Origin of the sequence: Streptomyces polyasparticus (assembly GCF_014493765.1) — a bacterium.
In the GTDB taxonomy this organism is placed as follows: domain Bacteria; phylum Actinomycetota; class Actinomycetes; order Streptomycetales; family Streptomycetaceae; genus Streptomyces; species Streptomyces polyasparticus.
Genome location: NZ_JACTVJ010000038.1, coordinates 1 through 24,407 on the forward strand (window position 1 = coordinate 1; position 24,407 = coordinate 24,407).

At 69.5% G+C, this 24,407-nt stretch carries 15 protein-coding genes; 6 read left to right on the plus strand and 9 right to left on the minus strand.

Annotated elements, in window-relative coordinates; all coding sequences use genetic code 11:
- Nucleotides 1-96 precede the first annotated feature (96 nt).
- The 7 genes from mmsA to H9Y04_RS43180 form a co-directional block, all read right to left on the minus strand.
- The gene (mmsA, locus tag H9Y04_RS43150) at nt 97-1,641 is read right to left on the minus strand and encodes a multiple monosaccharide ABC transporter ATP-binding protein (RefSeq protein WP_187819773.1); all 1,545 of its coding nucleotides are present in this window, start codon (nt 1,639-1,641) and stop codon (nt 97-99) included.
- Between the two features lie 47 nt (nt 1,642-1,688).
- Nucleotides 1,689-2,810, minus strand: coding sequence for a multiple monosaccharide ABC transporter substrate-binding protein (gene chvE / locus H9Y04_RS43155; RefSeq protein ID WP_187819736.1), 1,122 nt, complete (start codon nt 2,808-2,810; stop codon nt 1,689-1,691).
- 61 nt (nt 2,811-2,871) lie between these two features.
- A complete protein-coding gene (locus H9Y04_RS43160; RefSeq protein WP_187819737.1) occupies nt 2,872-3,837 on the minus strand; it encodes a hypothetical protein in 966 nt (321 codons plus the stop codon).
- 132 nt (nt 3,838-3,969) lie between these two features.
- Nucleotides 3,970-4,983, minus strand: coding sequence for a zinc-dependent alcohol dehydrogenase (locus H9Y04_RS43165; RefSeq protein WP_308802033.1), 1,014 nt, complete (start codon nt 4,981-4,983; stop codon nt 3,970-3,972).
- A complete protein-coding gene (locus H9Y04_RS43170; RefSeq protein WP_187819739.1) occupies nt 4,980-6,143 on the minus strand; it encodes a mandelate racemase/muconate lactonizing enzyme family protein in 1,164 nt (387 codons plus the stop codon). The genes H9Y04_RS43165 and H9Y04_RS43170 overlap by 4 nt, the downstream gene beginning before the upstream one ends.
- Nucleotides 6,144-6,337: 194 nt before the next feature.
- Nucleotides 6,338-8,278: a rhamnogalacturonan lyase gene (locus H9Y04_RS43175; RefSeq protein ID WP_187819740.1), complete on the minus strand. Its 1,941-nt coding sequence runs from the start codon at nt 8,276-8,278 to the stop codon at nt 6,338-6,340.
- A gap of 209 nt (nt 8,279-8,487) precedes the next feature.
- Nucleotides 8,488-9,543, minus strand: coding sequence for a LacI family DNA-binding transcriptional regulator (locus H9Y04_RS43180; protein ID WP_187819741.1), 1,056 nt, complete (start codon nt 9,541-9,543; stop codon nt 8,488-8,490).
- A 271-nt stretch (nt 9,544-9,814) separates the two neighbouring features.
- Between H9Y04_RS43180 and H9Y04_RS43185 the strand changes: the two genes are divergently transcribed.
- The 5 genes from H9Y04_RS43185 to H9Y04_RS43205 all read left to right on the plus strand — a co-directional run bounded on the left by H9Y04_RS43185 (nt 9,815) and on the right by H9Y04_RS43205 (nt 16,910).
- Entirely contained in the window at nt 9,815-11,158 is a 1,344-nt protein-coding gene (locus H9Y04_RS43185) for an ABC transporter substrate-binding protein (RefSeq protein WP_187819742.1), read from the plus strand.
- Between the two features lie 176 nt (nt 11,159-11,334).
- Nucleotides 11,335-12,342, plus strand: coding sequence for a carbohydrate ABC transporter permease (locus H9Y04_RS43190; protein WP_187819743.1), 1,008 nt, complete (start codon nt 11,335-11,337; stop codon nt 12,340-12,342).
- 3 nt (nt 12,343-12,345) lie between these two features.
- Nucleotides 12,346-13,263 (plus strand): carbohydrate ABC transporter permease, encoded by a 918-nt coding sequence (locus tag H9Y04_RS43195; protein WP_187819744.1) that lies wholly within the window; start codon nt 12,346-12,348, stop codon nt 13,261-13,263.
- A 110-nt stretch (nt 13,264-13,373) separates the two neighbouring features.
- The gene (locus tag H9Y04_RS43200) at nt 13,374-14,774 is read left to right on the plus strand and encodes a GH1 family beta-glucosidase (RefSeq protein ID WP_187819745.1); all 1,401 of its coding nucleotides are present in this window, start codon (nt 13,374-13,376) and stop codon (nt 14,772-14,774) included.
- A 252-nt stretch (nt 14,775-15,026) separates the two neighbouring features.
- Nucleotides 15,027-16,910, plus strand: coding sequence for a rhamnogalacturonan lyase (locus tag H9Y04_RS43205; RefSeq protein ID WP_187819746.1), 1,884 nt, complete (start codon nt 15,027-15,029; stop codon nt 16,908-16,910).
- An 18-nt stretch (nt 16,911-16,928) separates the two neighbouring features.
- Here the strand turns inward: H9Y04_RS43205 and H9Y04_RS43210 are convergent, their stop codons facing one another.
- Both H9Y04_RS43210 and H9Y04_RS43215 read right to left on the minus strand, forming a co-directional pair.
- Nucleotides 16,929-19,577: a cellulose binding domain-containing protein gene (locus H9Y04_RS43210; protein ID WP_187819747.1), complete on the minus strand. Its 2,649-nt coding sequence runs from the start codon at nt 19,575-19,577 to the stop codon at nt 16,929-16,931.
- 111 nt (nt 19,578-19,688) lie between these two features.
- Nucleotides 19,689-22,592, minus strand: a complete 2,904-nt coding sequence (locus H9Y04_RS43215) for a glycoside hydrolase family 48 protein (RefSeq protein WP_187819748.1) — start codon at nt 22,590-22,592, stop codon at nt 19,689-19,691.
- Nucleotides 22,593-22,902: 310 nt separating this feature from the next.
- On the opposite strand from H9Y04_RS43215, the gene H9Y04_RS43220 reads away from it, so the two are divergent.
- Nucleotides 22,903-24,369: a cellulose binding domain-containing protein gene (locus H9Y04_RS43220; protein WP_187819749.1), complete on the plus strand. Its 1,467-nt coding sequence runs from the start codon at nt 22,903-22,905 to the stop codon at nt 24,367-24,369.
- Nucleotides 24,370-24,407: the final 38 nt, after the last annotated feature.

Consider the following 24,407-nt stretch of genomic DNA (forward strand, 5'->3'; position numbering starts at 1 on the left):
AAGACCCCAACGGCGTAGGCCGGGCGGGCAGTCGGCTATGAAGCAGGAAGCTTCCCGGCGCGAGCCGAGAAGCCCCCGCCTTTAGGCGGGGGAGTGTCACGAGTCGTCCCTTACGTTCCTGTTTCCTGCGTTGCCGGCATGCTGGGTCATCTGGCGCATGAGGACTTCCTGGGTGGCATCCGCCCGGGCCACCTCACCGGTGACACGGCCGGCGGCCATGGTGTAGACGCGGTCGCACATGCCGAGCAGTTCGGGCAGCTCGGAGGAGATGAACAGGACCGCCTTGCCGCGCGCCGCGAGCTGGTCGATGACCGTGTAGATCTCGTACTTCGCGCCGACGTCGATGCCTCGGGTCGGCTCGTCGAGGATCAGCACCTCGGGATCCGCGTGGATCCACTTGCCGAGCACGACCTTCTGCTGGTTGCCGCCGCTGAGCCGGCCGACCGTCTCGTACACCGTGGGTGCCTTGATCTTGAGCGAGGTGCGGAAGGATTCGGCGACCCGCCGCTCCGCGTGCTCGTCGACCACTCCGCGCCGGGCCAGTTTCGGCAGCGAGGCGAGCGAGATGTTGCGGTTGATGTCGTCGATCAGGTTCAGGCCGTACGTCTTGCGGTCCTCGGTGACGTACGCGAGCCCGTGCTTGATCGCGTCCGGGACCGTACGGGTGGAGACCTCCTGGCCGTCGACCAGGACGCGGCCCCCGTCGTACACCCCGTAGGAGCGGCCGAACACGCTCATCGCGAGCTCCGTGCGGCCCGCGCCCATCAGGCCCGCGATGCCGACGATCTCGCCGCGCCGCACCTCGATCGAGGCGCCGTCGACCACCTTGCGCTCGTGGTCGATCGGGTGGCGCACCGTCCAGTCCTCGACGGCGAGGGCCACCGAGTGCGGACCCTCGTACGCGGTCCGCTCCGGGAAGCGGTGGTCGAGATCGCGGCCGACCATCCCGCGGATGATCCGGTCCTCGCTCGCCTCGGCCGCGTCGAGCGTCTCGATGGTGCGGCCGTCGCGCAGGATCGTGACGCGGTCGGCGACCCGCTTCACCTCGTTCAGCTTGTGCGAGATGAGGATGCAGGCGATGCCCTGGGCCTTGAACTCCAGGATCAGGTCGAGGAGTTTACGGCTGTCCTCGTCGTTCAGAGCGGCCGTCGGCTCGTCCAGGATCAGGAGCTTGACCTGCTTGGACAGGGCCTTGGCGATCTCCACCAGCTGCTGCTTGCCGACGCCGAGATCGGCGATCCGGGTCTGCGGCTTCTCGGCCCCGAGACCCACCCGCTTGAGCAGGGCCGCCGCGTGCCGCAGCGTCTCGCTCCAGGAGATGATGCCGCGGCTGGCGTGCTCGTTGCCGAGGAAGATGTTCTCCGCGATCGAGAGATACGGGACGAGCGCGAGCTCCTGGTGGATGATCACGATCCCGCGCTGCTCGCTGGCGCCGATGTCCTTGAACGCGCAGCCCTGCCCTTCGAAGAGGATCTCCCCTTCGTAACTCCCGTGCGGATGAACGCCGCTGAGCACCTTCATCAGGGTCGACTTGCCGGCGCCGTTCTCGCCGCAGATCGCGTGGATCTCGCCGGGGGCGACGCTCAGGTCGACCCCCGACAGTGCCTTCACCCCGGGGAAGGTCTTGGTGATGGCCCGCATCTGAAGGACGGGGGCCACCGCGTCGTGCTGTTCGGTGACGGACGTGCTCACTTCAGCTGGCCCTCGGTGTAGTAGCCCTCGTCGACCAGCGTCTGGTAGTTGGTCTTGTCGATGCTGACCGGGTCCAGGAGGTACGCCGGGACGACCTTGTTGCCGTTGTCGTACGACTTGGTGTCATTGGTCTGCGGCGTGCCGCCGGTCAGCATCGCGTCCGCCATCTGCGCGGCCTGCTGGGCGAGCTTGCGGGTGTCCTTGTAGACGGTCTGGGTCTGCTCACCTGCGATGATCGACTTGATCGAGGCCAGCTCGGCGTCCTGACCGGTGACCACCGGCAGCTCCTTGCCGCCACTGCCGTATCCGGCGCCCTTCAGGGCGGACAGGATGCCGATCGAGATGCCGTCGTACGGGGAGAGGACGGCGTCCACGTCGTCGCTGCCGTAGTTCTTGGAGAGCAGGTCGTCCATGCGCTTCTGCGCGGTGCCGCCGTCCCAGCGCAGCGTGGTGACCTGGTTGAGCTCCTTCTGCCCGGACTTGACCACCAACTGGCCCTTGTCCATATAGGGCTTGAGGGTCTCCATCGCGCCGTCGAAGAAGAACTTGGTGTTGTTGTCGTCCGGCGAGCCCGCGAACAGCTCGATGTTGAACTTCTCGCCCGTGTTCTCGTCCAGCTTCAGGGAGTCGACGATGTACTTGGCCTGCAGCTCGCCGACCTTGTGGTTGTCGAAGGTGGCGTAGTAGTCGACGGCCTCCGTGCCGCGGATGAGGCGGTCGTAGGAGATCACCGGGATCCCGGCCTCCTTCGCGCGGCCGAGGACGTCGGTGAGCGAGGAGCCGTCGATGGCCGCGATCACCAGGGCCTTGTGGCCCTTGGCGATCATGTTCTCGATCTGCGCGACCTGGTTCTCGACCTTGTCGTCGCCGTACTGCAGATCGGTCTTGTAGCCCTTGGCCTCGAGCTCCTTCTCCATGTTCTTGCCGTCGGCTATCCACCGCTCGGAGGACTTGGTGGGCATGGCGATGCCGACGGTGCCGCCCTTGGCGTCACCGGACTTCTGCTCCTTGGAGCCGCCCTCGCTGTCCTGGCCGCAGGCGGACAGGGTGGTGAGGGCGGTGAGGGCGGTGAGGGCCACAAGGGAGGTGATGATGCGGGTGCTGCGGTGGTTGCGCATGGTCGGTAGGTCCTCTCGGGGCGTACGGGGGCGGGTGGGGGGTGCGGGTGCCGGTGGCGGATCAGTCCTGGGCCGGGGGGTCCTGCGGCAGCGGGAAGCGCTCCAGGTCACCGGGCAGGCGCGAACCGAGCGGGGACATCCCGGAGTCGGCGCCGAGCCGGGCGAGCAGATCGAGCACGAGCCGGCCGCGGCGGACCCGCTCGCGCGCGGTGGCCAGGGCGGTGTCGCGCATATGGGCGCCGTACGGATAGATCCCGGGCGCCTTGCTCAGGCCGAACTTGAGATAGACCGGCGCGGCCCTGCGGATCAGCTCGGCCACGTCGTACATCCGCACATAGCCGCCGAGGTCGTCGGGTGCCTCGACATAGAGGTCGACGGGGGCGCCGCTGACCCTGCGGATCTCCGTGAACTGCTGGAGCGTGAGGTCCGAGGGCACATTGAGCGAGTCACCGCCGAGGCGCTCCCAGACGCTGTACGAGGCCGGGTTGACCGGACCGACCAGCGCGGAGACCTTGAAGGTGGTGTCGGCGGGCAGCACACCCTGGGCGCGCATCCGGTGCAGGAGCCACAGCACGCCCTCGTCGGCGACGAGCAGGCACTTCACACCCAACTCGGCGGCGCGCAGGGCGTCTTCGACGCAGCCGGCCAGCTGGTCGTGGCCGCGGGCGCGCAGGCCCGCGCCGCCGGACGGGGTGCGGGTAGCGGCGCCCGCGTCCCAGGTGCCGCGCGGGCCGGTGAACAGGCAGAGCTCGATGTTGCGCTCGGCGCAGGCCGCGACCATCTCGGCTATCTCGGCGTCGGTGAGCATCCAGATGCCGCTGCCCTGGCTGATGCGGTGCACCGGCACATCGAGCTGCGCGCTCTCCTTGAGCACGGCGGCGAGCACCTCGGGTCCTTCGACACTCGGTACCTCGGTGCGCCAGCGCCCGCCGTCGGGAAAGGCATACGAGGAGCTGTCGGCCTCGCGCAGCTCTGCGGCGCCGAAGCCGAGACGGCTCAGGGCCGGTTCTCCGGGGGAGTGGGGCACGGCGGTCCTTTCGGTTGTTCGAAATCTCGGACGACGTTTGGAAGTCGGGGTATGGGTGACGACAGGGGCCTTCAGGAAGGAAGCCCGTCCCGTGGTGCGGGAGCGCCCGGCCCGGACGCTCCCGCAGCGGCACTAAGGCCGCAGCAGAACCTTCCCGACCTCCGGATCCCCGCTGCCCACCAGGGATACGGCCTTGTCGTAGGCGTTCAGCGGCAGTTCATGGGTGATCAGCGGCGCGGGGTCGAGGACACCCGAGCCGAAGGCGCGCACGGCATACGACCAGGCCTCGGACGGGGCGCCGAACACCCCGTACACCGTGGTCTGCTGCATGGCCAGCGCGATCGGGTCGATGCCGGCCGCACCGGGGGCCGGGATGCCGGTGAGCGCCACGCGCCCGCCGCGGCGGGCCAGGCTCACGGCGAGCGCGGCCGAGTGCGCGGCCCCCGCGGTCTCGACGACCAGGTCGAATCGGCCGGCCTCGGCCCCCGCATCCGAGGGATGCAGCTGCCGGGTGGCCCCGAACCGCCCGCCCTGCTCGGCCCGTTGCTGCCGCGGCTCGACCAGGACGAGCTCGGCCGGTGAGTATGCGGCGAGCAGCTGTACGGCCAGCAGCCCGAGGGTGCCGCCGCCGACCACCGCGATCCGCTCGGCCGGCCGGGGCGCGCCCTTCAGGACCGCGGAGGCCACGACCGCCGAGGGTTCGAGCAGGGCGGCCGCGCTCAAGTCGGCTTCTTCGTCCAGGAGATGGAGCAGCCGGGCCGGCACCGTCACATACGAGGCGAAGGCGCCGGGCCGCGTGAAGCCCGTCTCGTCGTACGCGGCCGTGCACAGGCTGGTCTCCCCGGCCCGGCACCGCTCGCACCGCTGGCAGTTGCGGAAACCCTCCGCCACCACCTTGCGCCCGGCCAGTGCGGGGTCGACTCCCTCGCCCACCGCCTCGACCGTGCCCGCCCACTCGTGGCCGGGCGTGAGCGGGTAACGGACATAGCCAGCGGGCCGGTTGCCGTCGAACAGCTCGCGGTCGCTGCCGCAGATCCCGGCCGCGTGCACCCGGCAGCGCACCTCGCCGGGCGGTGGCGGCTCGGCGCCCAGCGGCTCGAGCCGCCAGGCGCCGGGCCCGTCGAGGACGACCGCTTCGTACGTCACCGGTCCGTCTTCCCGGTCGGGTCGCGCTTCTCCCAGCCCTCGGCCCACAGGTCGAACCGGGCCTGCTGCTGCGGGAATTCGGCGGCCGCGTCGACATCGAGCTCGACGCCGAGACCGGGGGCGTCGCTGAGGTGGAAGTAGCCGTCGACCACCTCGGGTGCGCCCTTCACGACCTTCTTGATGTCCGCGTCCGCGAAGTCGTTGAAGTGCTCCAGGATCTTGAAGTTCGGCGTGGAGAAACCGACCTGGAGCGAGGCGGAGGTCAGCACCGGACCGCCGACATTGTGCGGCGCGACCAGCATGTAGTGGGTCTCGGCGGTCGCGGCCAGCTTGCGGGTCTCCCAGATGCCGCCGATGTGGCCGACGTCCGGCTGGATGATGTCCACGGCCTGGCTCTCGAACAGCTCGCGGAACTCGATGCGGTCGTGGATCCGCTCGCCCGTGGCCATCGGGATGTCCACCTTCGCGGCCACCTTCTCCAGGGCCTTGAGGTTCTCCGGCGGCACCGGCTCCTCCAGCCACGCCGGCTTGAACGGCGCCAGGTCCTTGGCGAGCCGTACGGCCGTGGCAGGCGAGAACCGGCCGTGCATCTCCAGCATCAGCTCGGCGTCCGGGCCGATCGCGTCCCGTACGGCCTCGATCAGCGAGACCGCGTACAGGCTCTGCTCGTGGTCGAGCTCGAAGTGCCCGGTGCCGAACGGGTCGATCTTGAGCGCCTTGTACCCGCGCGCGATCACCTGCTGCGCGGCCTTGTGGTACGCCTCCGGGGTCCGCTCGGTGGTGTACCAGCCGTTGGCGTAGGCCTTGACCTTGTCGGTGACCTTGCCGCCGAGCAACTGCCACACGGGGACGCCGAGCGCCTTGCCCTTGATGTCCCAGCAGGCCATCTCGATCACGGCGATACCGGACATGACGATCTCGCCGGCCCGCCCGTAGTCGCCGTACTTCATGCGCTTGACGAGGTCCTCGACCGCGAACGGGTCCGAGCCGAGGATGTGGTTGGCCTCCGCCTCGCGCAGATAGCCGACGAGGGCGTCGGTGTGCCCCAGCATCCGGGTCTCACCGATACCGGTGAGACCCTCGTCGGTGTGCACCTGTACATAGGTGAGATTGCGCCAAGGGGTGCCGACCACATGGGTGCTGATGCCGGTGATGCGCACGGCAGTTGACCTTCCCGGTTGTTCGAGATTTCGTCACACGTTCGAAATGCTGGCGTGACAGTAGCCGATGCGCTCGGGGAGGTGTCAATGGTCGCAACGTGGTCCGTTTCCCGGGGACTTGAGGGCAGGGCGAAAGGGGGCGGGTGGAGTGGTCCACCCGCCCCCTTTGTCGCGCTCTCCCGCCGGCCCCGCCGCTACTTCGTGCCGAGGTAGTAGCTCACCTGCGGTGGCTGGTTGTAGCCGGTGTTCTGCCAGGCCACGCCGAGCCGGTACACCGGGTCGTGCATCAGCGTCGGCAGCCGGTACTCGGTCGGGTGCGGGGTCGTGTAGAGCCGCAGCGCGGTGGAGTCGGCGTTGCGCCAGAGCATCTCCTCGCGCCAGTCCCCGAGCAGATCCGCGGTCAGCGCCGGATTGCCCTTCGTCCAGTTGTTGGAGCGGGCCTCGGTGTCGGCCCAGATCCGGGTCAGCTCGGCCGTCCCGTTGTACTTGAGGATCTGCCCGTAGCCGGAACCGGCCGTCCCCGACCAGCGGTGGTCGAGCAGTTCGCGGTGGGGATCACCGTCCCACCAGATCGCGGAGTTGTACGAGGCCGCCCCGCCGAACGCCGGCACCGCGTCACTGATCTTCGTCCCGTTCGCCGCGTACAGACCGCCACCGCTCGACCAGCACTCGGCCCCGGCGTGCTCCCGCGTCAGATCGGCACAGATACCGCGCCCCACGTCCGTCCCCGTCCTGCTGCCCCACAGGACCTGCCCCGTCCGCGCGTCATGCATCTCGAAGCCGTACGCGGAGTCGGTGTGCTCATGCACGTTGAAGGATTCGAGGCCGGGGCGCGCCGGATTCAGATCGCCGACGTGCAGTGCGTCCCCGTGCCCCAGCTTGGTGGTCCACAGCCCGCCGCCGTTGTCGTCCACGGCCATCGCGCCGTACAGGATCTCGTCCTTGCCGTCGCCGTCCACGTCGGCGACGGCGAGATTGTGGTTGCCCTGCTGGTCGTAGCCCTTGCCGTAATTGGTGGAACTGTTCGAGTCGAAGGTCCAGCGGCGGGAGATCTGCGTGCCGTCCCAGTCGTACGCGGCGATCGCGATGCGCTCGTAGATGCCGCGGCTGAAGATCATGCTGGGCTTCGAGCCGCTCACATACGCGGTGGCCGAAAGCAGCCGCCCCTCCCGGTTGCCCCAGGTGTCGCCCCAGTCGGCGACGCTGCCGCGCGCGGGCTGGAAGGGCTCGGAGTCCATGACCCGGCCGGTCCGTCCGTCGAAGACGGACAGATACTCGGGCCCGCTCAACACGGCGCAGTTGTCGGCGAGATGGGAGGCGGTGGCGCTCCCGATGACGGTCCCCGCGCTGTCCCTGGACCCGTCCGAGGTGCGCACGGCCATTTCGGCCCTGCCGTCCCCGTCGTAGTCGTACACCTGGAACGAGTCGTAGTGCGATCCGCTGCGGACATTGGTCCCGAGGTTGATCCGCCACAACCGCTCGCCGCTCAGCTCGTACGCGTCGTAGATCGTCGGACCCGTGCAGGTGCCGGAGTTGGCCACGTCCGTCGCATTCGACGGCACCCACTTCAGGACCAGCTCGTACTGACCGTCGCCGTCGAGGTCGGCGGCCGAGGCGTCATTGGCCGAGTAGGTGTAGGCGACCCCGTCCCGGGTGGTCCCGCCCGCCGGCTTCTGCAGCGGGATGTCCTGCCGCCCCGAGGCCCAGGCCCTGGCCTTCCCGCCGGGCTTCTCGGTCCCGCCGACGACGGCCCGTATCTCATACATGTCGCTCGAACTCCCCGCCGTATCAAGGAAGTTGGTCTTGCTCGTCTCCTCGATCAGTGTGCTTCCGCGATACAGCCGGAACGACACGTCACTGGGGTCGTCGCCGAGCATCCGCCAGCTGACGAGGATCCCGCCGGAGGCCGGCACGGCGACCAGGCCCCGGTCGAGCTTCTCCGCGACGCGGGAGGCGGCGAGGGCCGCGGCCGCGCTGTTGACCGGCGCGGACGGCGCCTCGTCGTCGGCCGCGCCCGCGAACCGGTCGACGGTGAACGTGCCGAGCCCGCCAAGGAGGGCCGTGGCCAGCACGGCGGCGAGCACATGTCTGGGGCGGCGGTGGCGGCTGCGGGCACGTGGAGCTGACTGCACCATGAAGACCTCATCAAGGGGGCGGTGGGTGTGGGGGGCGGGTGCGTCCTGACACCGACCGGTTGCCGCCGAGGGGTCCCTGGGTTGCCGTGGGGGCGGGATTCGCTTCCTGTACCGCGGCGCTGGGAGCCCTGTACCGCGGCGCTTGGAGCCCTGTACCCAATGCGCGCCGGGCCCCGGCCGATTGCGGCTCCGAGCCCTGGCCGACCGCGTCAGGACGAGGCCCGCACCATTAGCTCCGAAGGCAGCACCAGCTGCGGCCGGTCCAGGCGGCGGGCCGCCGCGGGGCGCGGGTCCGCGATGTCGGCGAGAAGGATCTCGGTCATCGCGCGGCCCATCTCCGCGATCGGCTGGCGCACGCTGGTGAGCTGCGGGTCGAGGTGGCGGGCGATGGGGGAGTCGTCGTAGCCGATCAGGGCCACGTCCTCGGGGATGCGGCGGCCGGACTCGCGCAGGACCTGCCGCGCGCCCGCGGCCATCACATCGGAGGCGGCGAAGACCGCGTCCAGATCGGGCCTGCGGGCAAGGAGTGCCTCCATCGCCAGGCGCCCGCTCTCCTCCGAGAAGTCACCCGGTTCGATCAAGGTCTCGTCCACACCGACACCCGCGTCGGCGAGCGTCTCGCGGTAGCCGGCCAGGCGCCGCTGAGCGCCGTACACATCGAGCTTTCCGGTGATCGCCGCGATCTTCGTACGGCCTCGCGCCAGCAAATGCGAGACGGCCAGACGCGCACCGCCCGCATTGTCGGAGTCCACCGATGCGAGGGGTTCGTCCGCGGACCGCGGGCCCGAGACGACGGTGGGAATGGCCAGCTGGTCGAGGAGATCGGGGAGCGGGTCGTCGGCGTGCAGCGAGACGAAGAGGACGCCGTCCACGCGGTGCGCGCCGAAGTAGTCGGCGAGGCCCCGGCGTTCGCGGTCGGAACCGGCCATGGTGAGAAGCAGCTGCAGCGAGGTGTCGGCGAGGGCGGCGCTGACGCCGCGGACGATCTCCGCGAAGTAGGGCTCCGTGAAGACCCGGGGGCCCGGCTCGGGGATCACGAGCGCGATCGCCTCGGTGCGGTTGGCGGCGAGGGCGCGGGCCGCGTTGTTCGGCACGTAGCCGAGCTCGGCGATCGCGCGCTCCACGGCCTCGCGGGTCGCGTCGCTGACGCGCGGCGAGCCGTTGATCACGCGCGAGACGGTGCCGCGCCCGACGCCGGCGCGGGCGGCCACCTCTTCGAGGGTGGGCCGTCCGCCGCTGCGGGCGAAGCCCTGCCGGGTCGCCATGTCTGCCTCCAAGGTCGGGGGTCTGATCACCGTAACGCCGAACGAGTGAGCGGAATCTAACAGGCTGGTAACCGAGGAAAGTCCCACCGTCCGTGCCCTTGACACTTCGCTGCGCTAGCGGCGAACCTTCAACACATCGCCGATGGGAGCGCTCCCACGGTACCTGACAAAACACATCCCGCACGTTCCCCGCCCGGGCCGCACGCCCCAACTCGCCAATCAGGAAGGTGAGTTGGCCGGGGGGTAGACACGTCAGGGCGAGGAGGACGCAATGCGAGCACGTACCCGTACGGCACGTCGGTGGATGGCCTTCGCGGCCGCCGCCACCGTGGTCGCGACCGCCGCCGGCTGCAGCGCGAGCGACAACGACGGCGACAGCGGGGGTGGCAGCGGCTCCGACGGCAAGAAGATCACTTTGACGGTCGGCACCTTCGGCTCCTTCGGCTTCGACAACGAGAACGGCGCGAAGCTCTACGCCGAGTACGAGAAGCTCAACCCCAACATCAAGATCAAAGAGACGAACGTCGCCGACGGGCAGAAGTACTGGGACGCCCTCAAGCTGCGGATGTCCCAGGGCAGCGGTGTGGCCGACGTCCAGGCCATCGAGGTGGGCTACATAGCCGAGGCCACCGGCCCGACCATGGCCGACAAGTGGGTCGACCTGTCCAAGGACCAGGGTGCGAACGTGGCCGGCTTCCCGGAGTGGAAGACGGGCCAGGCCACCACCAAGGACGGGGCCACCATCGCGCTCGGCACCGACATCGGCCCGATGGCCGTCTGCTACAACAAGGACCTCTTCAAGGCGGCCGGGCTGCCCACCGACCGTGAAGAGGTCGGCAAGCTCTGGGCCGGCGACTGGGCGAAGTTCGTCGAGGCCGGCAAGACGTACCAGAAGAAGGCGCCCAAGGACACCTTCTTCCACGACTCCGGCAGCGGCCTGTTCAACGCCGTGCTCTCCAGCCAGCCCCAGCAGTACTCCGACGACAGCGGCAAGCTGGTCTACGACACCAGCCCCGGTGTGAAGAAGGCCTGGGACCTCGCGGTCTCCGCCGTCGACGCCAAGATCACCGCCGGTCTCCGGCAGTTCGACGAGGCGGGCACCTGGAACGCCGCGTACAAGAACTCGAAGTTCGCCACCGTCGCCTGCCCGTCCTGGATGACCGGCATCATCGCCGAGCAGGCCGGACCGGCGAACAAGGGCAAGTGGGACATCGCGGCCCCGCCGCAGAACGGCAACTGGGGCGGCTCCTTCCTGGGCGTCCCCAAGGCCGGCAAGAACGTCGCCGAGGCCACCAAGCTCGCCGCGTGGCTGACCGCGCCCGAGCAGCAGATCAAGGTCTTCGGCGTCAACGGCAACATCCCGTCCCGCACCGACGCCCTGTCCTCGACCGAGGTGCAGAACACCAAGGTCGACTACTTCGGCGACACCCCGGTCGGGCAGATCTACACGACGATCGCCAAGGACGTCACCTCCGCGCCGATCGGCGCCCATGACGGCCAGGTGAAGACCTTCCTCACCGACAACGGCATCCTCGACATCGAGAAGCAGGGCACCGACCCGGCCAAGGCCTGGGACAACGTGAAGAAGCTGGTCGAGGACAAGATCGACCAGTAGTACGGCACCGGCCGCGGCTGCCCGGCAGGCCTCCCCGCCGGGCAGCCGTCCGTACGGCCTGCGGGGCAGTCGCCCGTACGACCCGCTCCCGCCTTGCCCCGGATCCCGCACCCCGCGCTCCGCGCACCCGGGGCGCCATGAACCACCGCCCCCACCCGACCGGAAGGACGCCCCGAGTGGCCACCTCCGCCCGGGCCGCGAACGACTCGCCGCCCATCCCGCCCGCCCCCGCAGGCCGGCCGGTCCGCTCGTCCGCAGGCCCGCCGGAGAAGCAGAGCTGGCGCAGCCGCCTCTACCGCTGGGACCTCAAGGCCACCCCGTACGCCTTCGTCGCCCCGTTCTTCCTCTGCTTCGCCGCCTTCGGCCTCTTCCCGCTGCTCTACACGGGCTGGCTCTCGCTGCACCAGATCTCGCTCGGCGGCGAGGGCGAATGGCGCGGCCTGGACAACTACATACGCCTGTGGGACAGCCAGTTCTTCTGGAACGCGCTGCGCAACACCTTCACCCTCGGCGTGATCTCCACCGTCCCGCAGCTGCTCATGGCCCTGGGCCTGGCCCATCTGCTCAACTACAAGCTCCGCGGCCGCGCCTTCTTCCGCGTCGCCGTGCTCGCCCCGTACGCGACCTCGATCGCCGCCGCCACGCTGGTCTTCACGCAGCTCTTCAACGCCGACTACGGCCTGATCAACTCCGCGCTCGGCTGGGTCGGTTTCGATCCCGTGGACTGGCAGTCCTCCAAGTGGCCCGCGCAGATCGCCATTTCGACGATCGTCATCTGGCGCTGGACCGGCTACAACGCCCTGATCTACCTGGCCGCGATGCAGGCGGTCCCCGGCGAGCTCTACGAGGCCGCGGCCATCGACGGCGCCTCGCGCTGGCGCCAGTTCATCTCGGTGACCATCCCCTCCATCCGCCCCACGATCCTGTTCACCATCGTGGTCTCCACGATCGGCTCCACCCAGCTGTTCGGTGAACCGATGCTGTACGGCGGCTCGATCGGCATCAGCGGAGGCAGCGGCGGCCAGTACCAGACGCTCAGCCTCCTCATGTACGAGAAGGGCTGGGTGACCGGCGCACTCGGCCAGGCCTCCGCCATCGCCTGGGTGATGCTGGCGCTGCTGCTGCTCATCGGCCTCGTACAGGTTCTGTTCAAGCGTCTCAACCGCCGCAAGCTGGAGGGCTGATCCATGGCCGCAGTCACCGAGACCGCCGAGCGCACCGCGCCCGCTTCAGAACCGCCGCAGGGCCGCTTCCGTTTCCGCTTCCGGCAGGGCGCGGGACGCCAGCAGCACGCAGGACCGCTGACGTACGTCTTCCTCGTCCTGGCCGCGCTGGTCTCCCTGTTCCCGCTGTACTGGAACCTGGTGGCCGCCTCGAACGACACCGCCCGCGTGGTGTCGGCGCCCGCCCCGCTGTGGTTCGGCGACGAGCTGATGTCGAACCTCACGCGCGCCTGGAACGACGCCGACATGGGCATCGCCCTGGTCAACACCACTGTGGTGGCAGGCCTGGTGAGCCTGTCCACCGTCCTGTTCGCCACCCTGGCCGGCTTCGCCTTCGCCAAACTGCGCTTCACCGGGCGGGGCGTCCTGCTCGCCCTCGTGGTCGCGACGATGACGATCCCGCCGCAGCTCAGCGTGATCCCGCTGTACCAGATCATCACCGAGCTCGGCTGGTTCGACCAGCTGCAGTCGGTCATCCTGCCCTCCATGGTGGCGGCCTTCGGGGTGTTCTTCATGCGGCAGTTCCTCATCGAGGCGCTGCCCATCGAACTCGTCGAGGCGGCCCGCGTGGACGGGGCCAACAGCCTGAGGGTGATCTGGCACGTGGTCTTCCCGGTGGCCAGGCCCGCGATGGCGGTGCTCGGGATGCTGGTCTTCGTGCAGTCCTGGAACGACTTCTTCTGGCCCTTCATCGCCCTGACCACACAAGGCAGTCCGACCCTCCAGGTCGCCCTGGCCGGACTCGGCGCGGGCAACCACACCATCGACCAGTCCGTCGTGCTGACCGGCGCGCTGATCTCCACGGTTCCGCTCCTGCTCGTCTTCGCCTTCCTCGGCAAGCACGTGGTGGGCGGCATCACCGCCGGAGCGGTCAAGAGCTGACGGTCCCGCGGGCCCGGCACCGACCGGGCCCGCGCATCCCGCTCTCGCTGCTCTCCGCTCTCCCCGCTCGCCCTCCTCCACCCGTACCGACATCATTTGGGAGCGCTCCCATGCCGTTGAGCTTTCCGCCGGAGTTCCTCTGGGGCACCGCCACCGCCGCCTACCAGATCGAGGGAGCCGCCCAGAAGGACGGCCGCACCCCCTCCATCTGGGACACGTTCAGCCACACCCCGGGCAAGGTGCTCGCCGGCGACACCGGCGACATAGCGGTCGACCACTACCACCGCTTCCGCGACGACGTGGCGATGATGGCCGAACTCGGCGTCAAGGCCTACCGGTTCTCGGTCAGCTGGTCCCGTATCCAGCCCACCGGACGCGGGCCCGCCGTCCAGCGCGGACTCGACTTCTACCGCGCGCTCACCGACGAGCTGCTCTCGCACGGCATCACCCCGCTGCTCACGCTCTACCACTGGGACCTCCCGCAGGAGCTCGAGGACGCGGGCGGCTGGCCGGAGCGCGACACCGCGTTCCGCTTCGCCGAGTACGCGGGCCATGTGGCCGAAGCGCTCGGCGACCGCGTGGAGCTGTGGACCACCCTCAACGAGCCCTGGTGCAGCGCCTTCCTCGGCTACGGCTCCGGTGTGCACGCCCCCGGCCGCACCGACGATCTCGCCGCCCTGCGCGCCGCCCACCACCTCAACCTCGGCCACGGGCTCGCCGCGAGCGCGCTGCGCTCCGCCCTGCCGGCCCGCGCCCGCCTGGCGATCTCCCTCAACCCCGCGGTCGTACGGGCGAAGAGCGACGACCCCGCCGACGTGGACGCGGCCCGCCGGATCGACGCGCTGGCCAACCGTGTCTTCAGCGATCCGATCCTGCACGGGCGTTACCCCGAGGACCTGTTCGCCGACACCGCGCGGATCACCGACTGGTCCTTCGTACAGGACGGCGACCTCCAGCGGATCCGCCAGCCGCTCGACGTACTCGGCATCAACTACTACACACCCACCGTCGTCTCGGCGGCCACGGACACCGACGGTCCCCGTCAGGACGGGCACGGCGTCAGCGACTACTCCCCGTGGCCCGGCGCCGACGGTGTGGCCTTCCACCGTGCGCCCGGTGAACTCACCGCCATGGACTGGCCGATCGACGCCTCCGGTCTCTACGACCTCCTGATGCGCTACTCGGCGGAGGCCCCCGGCCTCCCGCTGATGGTCACCGAGAACGGCGCCGCCTACGAGGACAAGCCCGACGACGCCGGTCAGGTCCACGACCCCGAGCGCATCGCCTACGTCCGTGACCACCTCGCCGCCGTGCACCGCGCGATCCGCGCGGGAGCGGACGTGCGCGGCTACTTCCTGTGGTCCCTCCTGGACAACTTCGAGTGGTCCTACGGCTACAGCAAGCGCTTCGGCGCCGTGTACGTGGACTACGAGACCCAGACCCGTACGCCCAAGTCCAGCGCCCGCTGGTACGGAGAGGTGGCCCGCACCGGCCGGCTCGACGTGGAGTAGGGGAGACGGAACGGTCCCGGGGACACCTGGCCTCCCCGGGGGCGCTCAGGGGCTGTATCGGGGGAGGGGGTCGATACAGCCCCTGAGGTGTTCCTTATATATAGGGGGCGCGGCATCTCCTGCCTTGGGCTCGGCAACTGATGCCTTTTGGCTCGGCAACTCCTGCCCTCGGGGCGGCAACTCCACGTCGAACAGCGGCAACTGACGGAACGACAGTGCAGGTCCGTTCCCATCCCCCCCCCAGGAGCCCGCATGCCCCGCACTCACCCCCGCCCCCGTTCTCACCGCAGACGCCACCGCCCCCTCGCGACCGCTGCGGCCGCCGTCCTCGCCGTCACCGGGATCGCCTTCCTGCCCGGCGAGGACGCCGAGGCCGCCACTGCACGCCAGGCCGAGAAGCTCGACCGCGGCCTGGTCAGCGTGCACACCGGCACCGGCAACCTGGTCAGCTGGCGGTGGCTCGGCACCGACCCGGACAGCGTGTCCTTCAACGTCTACCGCGCCGGTACGAAGGTCAACTCCGCACCCGTCACCGGCTCCACGAACTACTTCCACGCCGGCGCGCCCGCCCACGCCGACTACACGGTCCGCGCCGTCGTGAACGGCGCCGAGCAGGCGGACTCACCGCACGCCCTGCAGTTCCGCACCGGCTACAAGGACGTCCCCCTGACCCCGCCCGCCGGCGGCTCCACGCCCGACGGCGTCGCCTACACCTACGAGGCCAACGACGCGTCCGTGGGAGACCTCGACGGCGACGGCGTCCTCGAGTTCGTGCTCAAGTGGCAGCCCACGAACGCCAAGGACAACTCGCAGTCCGGCTACACCGGCAACACGATCGTGGACGCGGTGAGGCTCGACGGCACCCGCATGTGGCGGATCGACCTCGGCCGCAACATCCGCTCGGGGGCGCACTACACCCAGTTCCAGGTGTACGACTACGACGGTGACGGCAAGGCCGAGGTCGCCCTGAAGACGGCGGACGGCACGAAGGACGGCCGGGGCACGGTCATCGGCAACTCGGCCGCGGATCACCGCAATTCATCCGGCTACATCCTCTCCGGTCCCGAGTACCTGACCATGTTCAACGGACAGACCGGCGCCGCGATGGGCACCGTCGACTATGTGCCCGCGCGCGGCACGGTCTCGTCCTGGGGCGACTCGTACGGCAACCGTGTGGACCGCTTCCTGGCCGGCACGGCCTATCTCGACGGCGCCCGCCCGTCCCTGATCATGGCGCGCGGCTACTACACACGCAGCGTCATCGCCGCCTGGGACTGGCGCGACGGCAGGTTCACCCGGCGCTGGACCTTCGACACCAACTCCTCGACGAACACGGGCAAGGGATACGACGGCCAGGGCAACCACCAGCTGTCCGTTGCGGACGTCGACGGCGACGGCAGGGACGAGATCGTCTACGGGGCGATGACCGTGGACGACAACGGGGCGGGCCTGTGGACCACGAAGAACGGGCACGGCGACGCGATGCACGTGGGCGATCTGGACCCGTCGCGCGCGGGTCTGGAGGAGTTCAAGGTCTCCGAGGACAGCTCCAAGCCCTCCTCGTGGATGGCCGACGCGAGGACGGGCACGATCCTGTGGTCGACGCCCGCCAACGGCGACAACGGCCGCGGGGTCTCCGGCGACATCTGGGCCGGCAGCGCGGGCGCCGAGTCCTGGTCATCGGCCGAGTCCGGCATCCGCAACCCCAAGGGCACGGTCGTCGGCTCCCGCAAGCCGTCCTCCACCAACTTCCTGTCCTGGTGGGACGGCGACACCACCCGTGAACTCCTCGACGGCACCCGTATCGACAAGTACGGCACCTCCGGCGACACCCGTCTCCTGACGGGCGCGGGCGTCCACTCCAACAACTCTACGAAGGCCACCCCTTCCCTGTCGGGCGACCTCCTCGGCGACTGGCGCGAGGAGGTCGTCTGGCCGACGAGCGACAACAGGGCGCTGCGCATCTACGCGACCCCGTACGAGACGGGCACCCGCATCACGACGCTCCTGCACGACACGATGTACCGCACGGGCCTCGCCTGGCAGAACACGGCCTACAACCAGCCCCCGCACCCGAGCTTCTTCCTCGGCGACAGGATGGCCACGGCGCCGCGACCGGTGATCACGACGCCGTGAGAACAAGGGAGTTGACGGTCAGCCGGTGGTGCACTTCTTTCCGGCGACCGTGAACTCCGCCGGCTTCCCGTTCGCCGACGTCCAGCTCCCCGTGAAGCCGAACGCGGCACTCGCACCCGGGGCGATCCGCCCGTTCCAGCCGGCGTCCTTCGCGGTGACCGCGGCGCCCGACTGCGTGACCTGCGCGTTCCACGCCTGGGCGACCTTCTGCCCGTCGGGGAACGACCAGCCGAGCGTCCAGCCGTCCCAGGCCGCCGTGCCCGTGTTCCGCACGGTCACGTCGGCCTGGAAGCCGCCGGACCACTGGTTGGTCACCTTGTACGTCACCGCGCACGTGCCCGGTTCCTCCCCGCCCGGGGGAGGGGAGTCCGCCGTGTCGCCGACGATGATGCCGCGCCCGTTCGTCGACACGTACACGCGGCCGTACACCCGCGGATCACCGGTGATCGCCGCGCCCGTCCAACCCCACTGGTGCGCATCGTCGTTGATACGGGTCCAGGACGCCCCGGCGTCGGTCGAGCGGAAGATGCCGCGGACCCCGCCGATCTTCGCGCTGGTGTAGAGCGCCGGATACGTGGTGCCGGGCGCCGCCTTGCCGAACCCGATCGTGTCCGCCTGCTCGACGCCCGCGAGCCGGGTGAAGCTCGCGCCGCCGTCCGTCGAGTGCCACAGCCCGTACGGGCCCTTCGTCGAGCCGCCCGCCAGCCAGATGTCGCCCTTGGCGCCGGGCACGGCCTTGAAGCGGACGTTGCCGTCGGTGGGCAGACCGGAGGAGGCCTTCGCGGTGAAGGTCGCGCCGCCGTCCGAACTCGTATGGAAGACACCGGACTTGAAGGCGTAGAAGGTGGAGGCGTCCACACGGTCGGACTCGACCACCGCACCCGCCGGCACCCCGGCCGAGGCGGTCCACGCCCCGCCCGTGCCCGTCTGCACACCGGCACCGTCCGGGCTCCACACGAAGCGGGCGCCGTCCGCGGACACCGCGACCGTGCCGCCGCCCGTCACGCCCGAGGGCTCGGCGCCCGCCGCCCGCCAGGTCGCGCCGTTGTCGCCGGAGAGCGCGACATGTGCGCCCGACTCGACGTTGCCCGCGCGTGCCACCACATCCGGTTTCGTCTCCGCGAAGTCCAGGGTGGTGAAGGTGGGTGAGGTGAACAGCATCGGGGGCACCGTCGACAGATCCGTATGACGGAAGCCGCCGAGGTCGCCGAGCGCGCTCAGGAGCGGGGCGCCCGACGGGGGAGAGGCCAGGTCGTTGACTGCAGTCTCCTCAAGTCCCTTGACCATGGGGCGGATCGAGAAGGTGCCGCCCGTGTCCCACTTGCCGAGGTCCTCGGTGCCGTAGATCGTCGCGCCCGTCCCGTACATCATCCGGTCCGAGTCGAACGGGTCGATCTCCAGGGCCTCCGTCATCCAGCCGAGCTTCGGCGTCTGCTCGGGCGGCGCGGGGCTGCCGCCCCAGGTCAGCCAGGGCGAGGAGGAGACGTCGATGGTGTAGCGGTTCACGCGGTTCGCGTCCGGGCCGTAGTCCCAGGCCTTCGTCCAGGTGGTGCCGCTGTCCGTGGAGCGGAAGATCATGGTGTCGGGCCACCAGGAGCTGTATCCGGTGACCATGACGGTGCCGGGCTTCTGCCGGTCGAGGGTGAGACCGCTGAACCCGTAGTACGCGTCCGCCTCGGCGACCGGGCTGATGTCCTTCCACTCGCCGGTCTTGGTGGAGTACCGCCACACCTGTCCCTTGCCGCCGTCGTACGGGCCGCCCTTGTCGCTGTACGCCAGGTACAGATGGCCGTTCGCGGCGTCGAGGACGCTCTTGTGCGGCAGGTAGCCGGTGGGCTGGCCGGGCAGCCGCTGCCAGGTGGCACCGGCGTCGGTGGAGCGGTAGACCGCGTTCTCCTTGTCGGCGACGCCCGCGTAGAGGGTCTGCGTACGGCCGGAGCCGGAGCCCGTCGACTCGTCGAAGGTCACCCAGGTGACGCCCAGGAGATCCGAGTTGTAGCCGGAGGTGTCGGAAGGGTCGGGCGCGTACGTACCCGGGTTGGGGAATGCCGTGACCTCGGACCACGTCACGCCCGCGTCTGTGGAGCGCCACAGGCCCTTGCCGCTCGGGGCGCCGAAGTAGAGCACGTCGTTGTCGTGCGGGTCGATCGCGAGCCGCTCGCCCATGCCGCGGCCCGGCATGTTGCCGCCGACCTTGAACGGCAGGTCCGTCTTCTTCCAGGTGGCCCCGCGGTCGGCCGAGCGCAGGATCGCGCCCATGCCGGGATCCCAGTCATTGGTGTACGTGCCGACCGCCGCGTACACCCGGTCCGGATCCACGGCGTCGGTCGCGATCGAGGCGACACCGGTGTGGCCCCAGTCGTCCCAGCCGACCGCGTCGAGCAACGGGATCCAGGACTTGGTGCTCTGCTCCCAGCGGTAGGCGCCGCCGATGTCCGTACGGGCGTAGGCCAGGTTCTTCTCGCTGCGGTTGAACACGATGCCGGGCACGAAGCCGCCGCCGTCGATACGGGCGTTGGTCCAGGTGGAGGAGTCTGCGGCGATACGCGGGGCGGGGGCGGGGGTGGGGGCGCTTGAGGCTTCCGTACTCGTCAACAGCCCTGCCGCCAGGGCGAGTACGGCCGCGACGAGCAGGCGGGGACGCCGGGATCTTCCCAGTCTGGGCATGGGGGTTCCTAGGGTCGGGGAAAGGGGTGGCGCACAGGGGAGCGGGCCGGGCGGACCTCGGGGAGGAGGCCCGCCCGGCCCGTCATGCACGGAGCCGCTTGCCGCGGGGCGTTATTCGAGCAGCTCCGCATAGGACCCCATGGCGAGTGCGATGTCCGCCTGGGCCCAGAACCGGTGGTACGTGAACGTCGGTGCCGCGCCGCCCGCCAAGTAGGTCTCGATCTTCGACCAGTTGGGGTCGTCCTTGTAGAAGGAGCGCAGCGACAGGAAGGTCGACGAGGAGTCGATCGTGTCGCCGTTCGGCATGGTGCCGGTGAAGGTGCTCGGCACGTACACGGCGTCGTCGAACCGGCTGTAGTCGGTGCGCGTCTCGGGCACCGCGACTCCGAGCGAGTCCTGGTGGTGCTCCCACATGCCGTCGAGGAGCGCCTTCGCCGTGGTCTTCGCCTCCGCGTCACCGGACCGGTCGGCGTAGTACGTCAGGGTCTTGGCGTACGCGGCCGCCACACCGACGTCGTTGGTGTAGTCGGCCACCGAGACATGAAGTCCGGCGTTGGCACCGGGACTTGCGGCGTTCCACGTGTCCGGCTTGCCCGACCACTGGAGTGTGGCGGGGATCCGGAACGTGCCGTCGGGGTTCACGGTCGTCTCCGACAGGGCCCAGTCGACCCACTTGTCGAGCACGGCCTTCGCCTCGGCGTCGCCCGTCTGCTGGTAGTACTCGGCGACCCGCTCCATCGACCACGCCTGGAACCCGAACCACTGGTTCGACGGCGGGTCGTGGTAGACCGGCTTCTCGTCGTAGTACATGCCGTAGAAGGTCGGTGTACCGGCCGGCGCCGCACCGTAGGCGCCGCCCCAGCTGTTGGTCGCGCCGCCGGCGATGGCGCCTTCGTCCGACTGCAGCCAGCGGTAGAACTCCATCTGCCGGTCGAGCGACTTGGCCCAGTCCGCCTGCCCTGTCGCCGACTTGGGCTTGAGGTCGGCGTACGAGGAGAGCGCGTACGCGGCGAGCGGGTTCTGGTAGCCGCCGTGTGCGTGGCTGGAGCCGATACGCCAGGACCAGCCCGCCGAGGTGTCGACGGCGCCGCCCCACGCGTAGTACCAGGACATCAGGTAGTGCGAGGAGTCCTTGCCGGTGCCGGCCGGGCAGCTGGGCGAGGTGCAGTTGCCCACCTTCTTGAAGTACTTGTCGTACATCGAGTACCGCAGGTAGTCGCCCATCTTGGCGGCCTTGCCGACGGTCGCCGAGACCGCGGAGCCCTTGCCCTGCTGCTCGGCCCAGATGTCGGCCCAGTACGCGGCCTGCACGGCCCGCGCGTCGGCATCCGGCGCGTTGGTGAACTTCCACTGCTTGGCGTACGAGGAGTCGCCGGTGAACAGGTCCAAGTACCCGTTCTTCCCGCCGTACTTGAAGGCGTCGCAGGTCGGCTGCGGGATGGTCTCCCACACCGACTCCTGCGCACCGCGCTGGAAGGTGTTGATGTACGAGGGCCCGGTGGCGGTCGGTCCCGCCTCGCACTTGCCGGGCTCGTTGCCGTACCCGTAGACGTTGTCCACGTCCTGCAGCCAGTGCATGCCGTAGATGTCGTCGGTGCCGTACGCGCTCTTCAGCTCACCCGCGATCGGATCGCTGCCCACGGACACCGACGGGTCGAGCTTCGCCGGGTACTGGGACGGCAGATCGTGCTCGGGGGCGTACGTGGCCGGCTTGGACGCGTTGTAGGAGGCGTTCGTCGGCTGGTCCGCGTGCGTGGGGATCATGTACTTCTCCATGATCTCCCAGGCCCCGTTGAACTTGGTCCAGTCGCCGGTGACCTTGCCGTACATGGCCTGCAGCCACAGCAGATACGAGTACGCCTCGGAGGTCGTCTCGTGGCCGTGGTCCGGGGCTTCGACGATCAGGGTCTCGACCGAGTGGTACGGGATGCCCTCGGGCGAGAAGTAGCCGTTCGCCGGGTTGGTGATCTTCCCGTAGAGATCCAGGAAGCGGGCGTCGTACGTCGAGGAGCCGGCCAGCTGGGTGACCGTGACCTCGGCCTTCGCATGCCCGGGCGCGGTGGCCGTGAAGGTCGCGGCGCCGGTGCCCGAGGAGTCGGCGGCCACCGTCACCTTCTGGGCCGTGCTCCAGTTCGACGGGGTGAAGGTCAGGCTCGCCCCGGAGGACACGGACAGGCCCGTGTTGCCGGCGGTGCGGGCGGTGGAGACCGTCACGTTCGCCGTGGGCTGCGTGGACAGCTTGACGTCGAAGGTGCCCGACTTGCCCTGCTGGACGGCGAGTTGGGACGGCGTGGCGACCAGGGCGGGACCCGCCGCGACCGTGATGCCGACGGGCGCAGACTCGCCGGACGCGCCCATGCTGTCGTACGCCTTCGCGTACAGGGAGTGCGTACCGGCCGCGAGGTTGCCCGCGGCGAGCTCGAACGGCGCGGTGGTGTCCGTGCCGAGCAGCGTGGTGTCGTCGTAGAACTCGACCTTGCTCACGGTGGCCCCGTCGGCGGCCGCCGCGGTGGCGGCCATCGGCACGGGGTCACCGGCCGAGTAGACCGCGCCGGCCTTCGGGCTGGTGAGCACCGTGACCGGGGGCTGATGGGCGCCCGTACAGGGAGTGCCGTTGATCGCGAAGCTCGTGGGCGCCGCGTTCGCGCCGCTGTAGGCGAACTGCGCGCCGGTGGACGTGGCGGCGCCGGCCGCGATCTTCGCGTTGTACCCGGCGTCCTTCACGGTGATGTTCTTGCCGGACTGCGACCAGGTGCCGTTCCAGCCGCCCGCGAGCTTCTGGTCACCGGTGTACGCGTAGGTGAGGGTCCAGCCGTCGATCGCCTCCGTACCGCGGTTGGTGATCGTCAGATCGGCCGTGAAGCCGGAGCCCCAGTCATTGGTCTTGTAGTCGACGCTGCACGCAACCGCCGCTGCTTCAGCGGTGGTCGGCAGCGTGACGAGGGTGGCGAGCGGGAGCGCGAGTGCGGCCGTGGCGGCGGTCCATAACCGTCTGGCCGGTTTTCTTCTGCGCATGCCCTGGTTCCTCCTTGCGGCTCAGGAAGCGGGGGGTGTCGGCGACGCCGGCGGGGACTTGGGCGGCGCCAACCTGTGAACCAGTGGGAGCGCTCCCATAGTGGGGAAGGGGGAATTGAGGGTCAAGGGGCGTGAAGAGTCGAATAATTTCGACAGTGAGAAATGGCAATGCCTCTGTTGCTTGATGGCAATTCCTTCTCTACAGTCCACCAGCAACCAGTGGGAGCGATTCCATCAGTCGACGCACCGGCACCGTGCACGCACCGTTCGCGCACCGTGCCGACCGCGTCCGAGCTGCAAGGAGTCGCTCATGCGACACCCCCCGCACGGCTCGAAACTCCTGCTCGCGGCCGCCGTCACGGCGGCCACGCTCGTCCCGCTGACACCCTCCGTGTCGGCGGCCGCCGCTCCTGTCTGCACGGTCGAGTACTCCGTCACCTCGCAGTGGGGCGACGGCTTCCAGGGCGCGGTGAAGATCACCAACAACGGTCCTGCGACCAGCAGTTGGGACCTGAAGTTCGACTTCGCTGCCGGTCAGAAGGTGACCCAGGGCTGGTCCGCGAAGTGGACGCAGACCGGTACGTCCGTCACGGCCGCCAACGAGGCGTGGAACGGCTCGCTGGCGACGGGCGCGAGCGTCTCGGCCGGTTTCATCGGCTCGTGGTCCGGCACCAACCCCGTACCCTCCGCGTTCCAGCTGAACGGCGCGACCTGCAACGAGGACTCCGGCGGCCCGACCGATCCACCGGATCCGCCGGCCGGCCACCCGCCGGCGCTCGAAGTGTCCGGAAACAAGCTCGTCGACGCAGCCGGCGCGACCCGCCGCATTCTCGGCGTGAACCGTTCGGGCGCCGAGTTCATGTGCGTCCAGGGATATGGGATCTTCGACGGTCCGGTCGACGACGCCTCCGTGAAGGCGATCGCCGACTGGAAGGCCAATGCTGTCCGGATTCCGCTCAATGAGGAGTGCTGGCTGGGTCTGGACAACATCAAACCCGAGTACGGCGGCGCGCATTACCGCGATGCGATCAAGGAATTGGTCACGCGCGTCAAAACCCACGGAATGACACCGATCCTGGAAATGCACTGGTCGTACGGCCAGTACACGGGCAACAGCGCCGGCTGCTCCGATGTGCACGCCAGCTGCCAGAAACCCATGCCCGACGCGCAGTACGCGCCGGCGTTCTGGACCTCGGTGGCGACCGCGTACAAGGACGACCGGACGGTCGTCTTCGACCTCTTCAACGAGCCGTATCCGGACCGCGCCACCCCCACCCTCCAGCAGGCCTGGGCCTGCTGGAAGGACGGCGGCACGTGCCCCGGCATCGGCTACGAAGTGGCCGGAATGCAGGACCTGGTGGACGCCGTACGGGCCACCGGGGCGCGCAACGTGATCCTCGCGGGCGGCCTTGCCTACTCCAACGACCTCGGCCAGTGGCTCGCCCACAAACCCGTGGACCCGGCCGGAAATCTGGCCGCGGCCTGGCATGTCTACAACTTCAACACCTGTGCGAACGAGGCGTGCTGGGACTCCACGCTCGCACCCGTGGCCGCCGAAGTGCCGCTCGTCGCGGGCGAGATCGGCGAGAACACCTGCGCCCACGGCTTCACCGACAGGGTCATGAACTGGTTCGACGACCGCGCCCTGTCCTACCTCGGCTGGACCTGGAACACGTGGAACTGCTCCTCGGGACCGGCCCTCATCAGCTCGTACGACGGTACGCCGACGGCGTACGGGACCGGGCTGCGCGACCGTCTGCGCGCCCTGAACGGCTGAGCGGTCCCTCGGCCGTTGAGCACCACGCACACCGATCA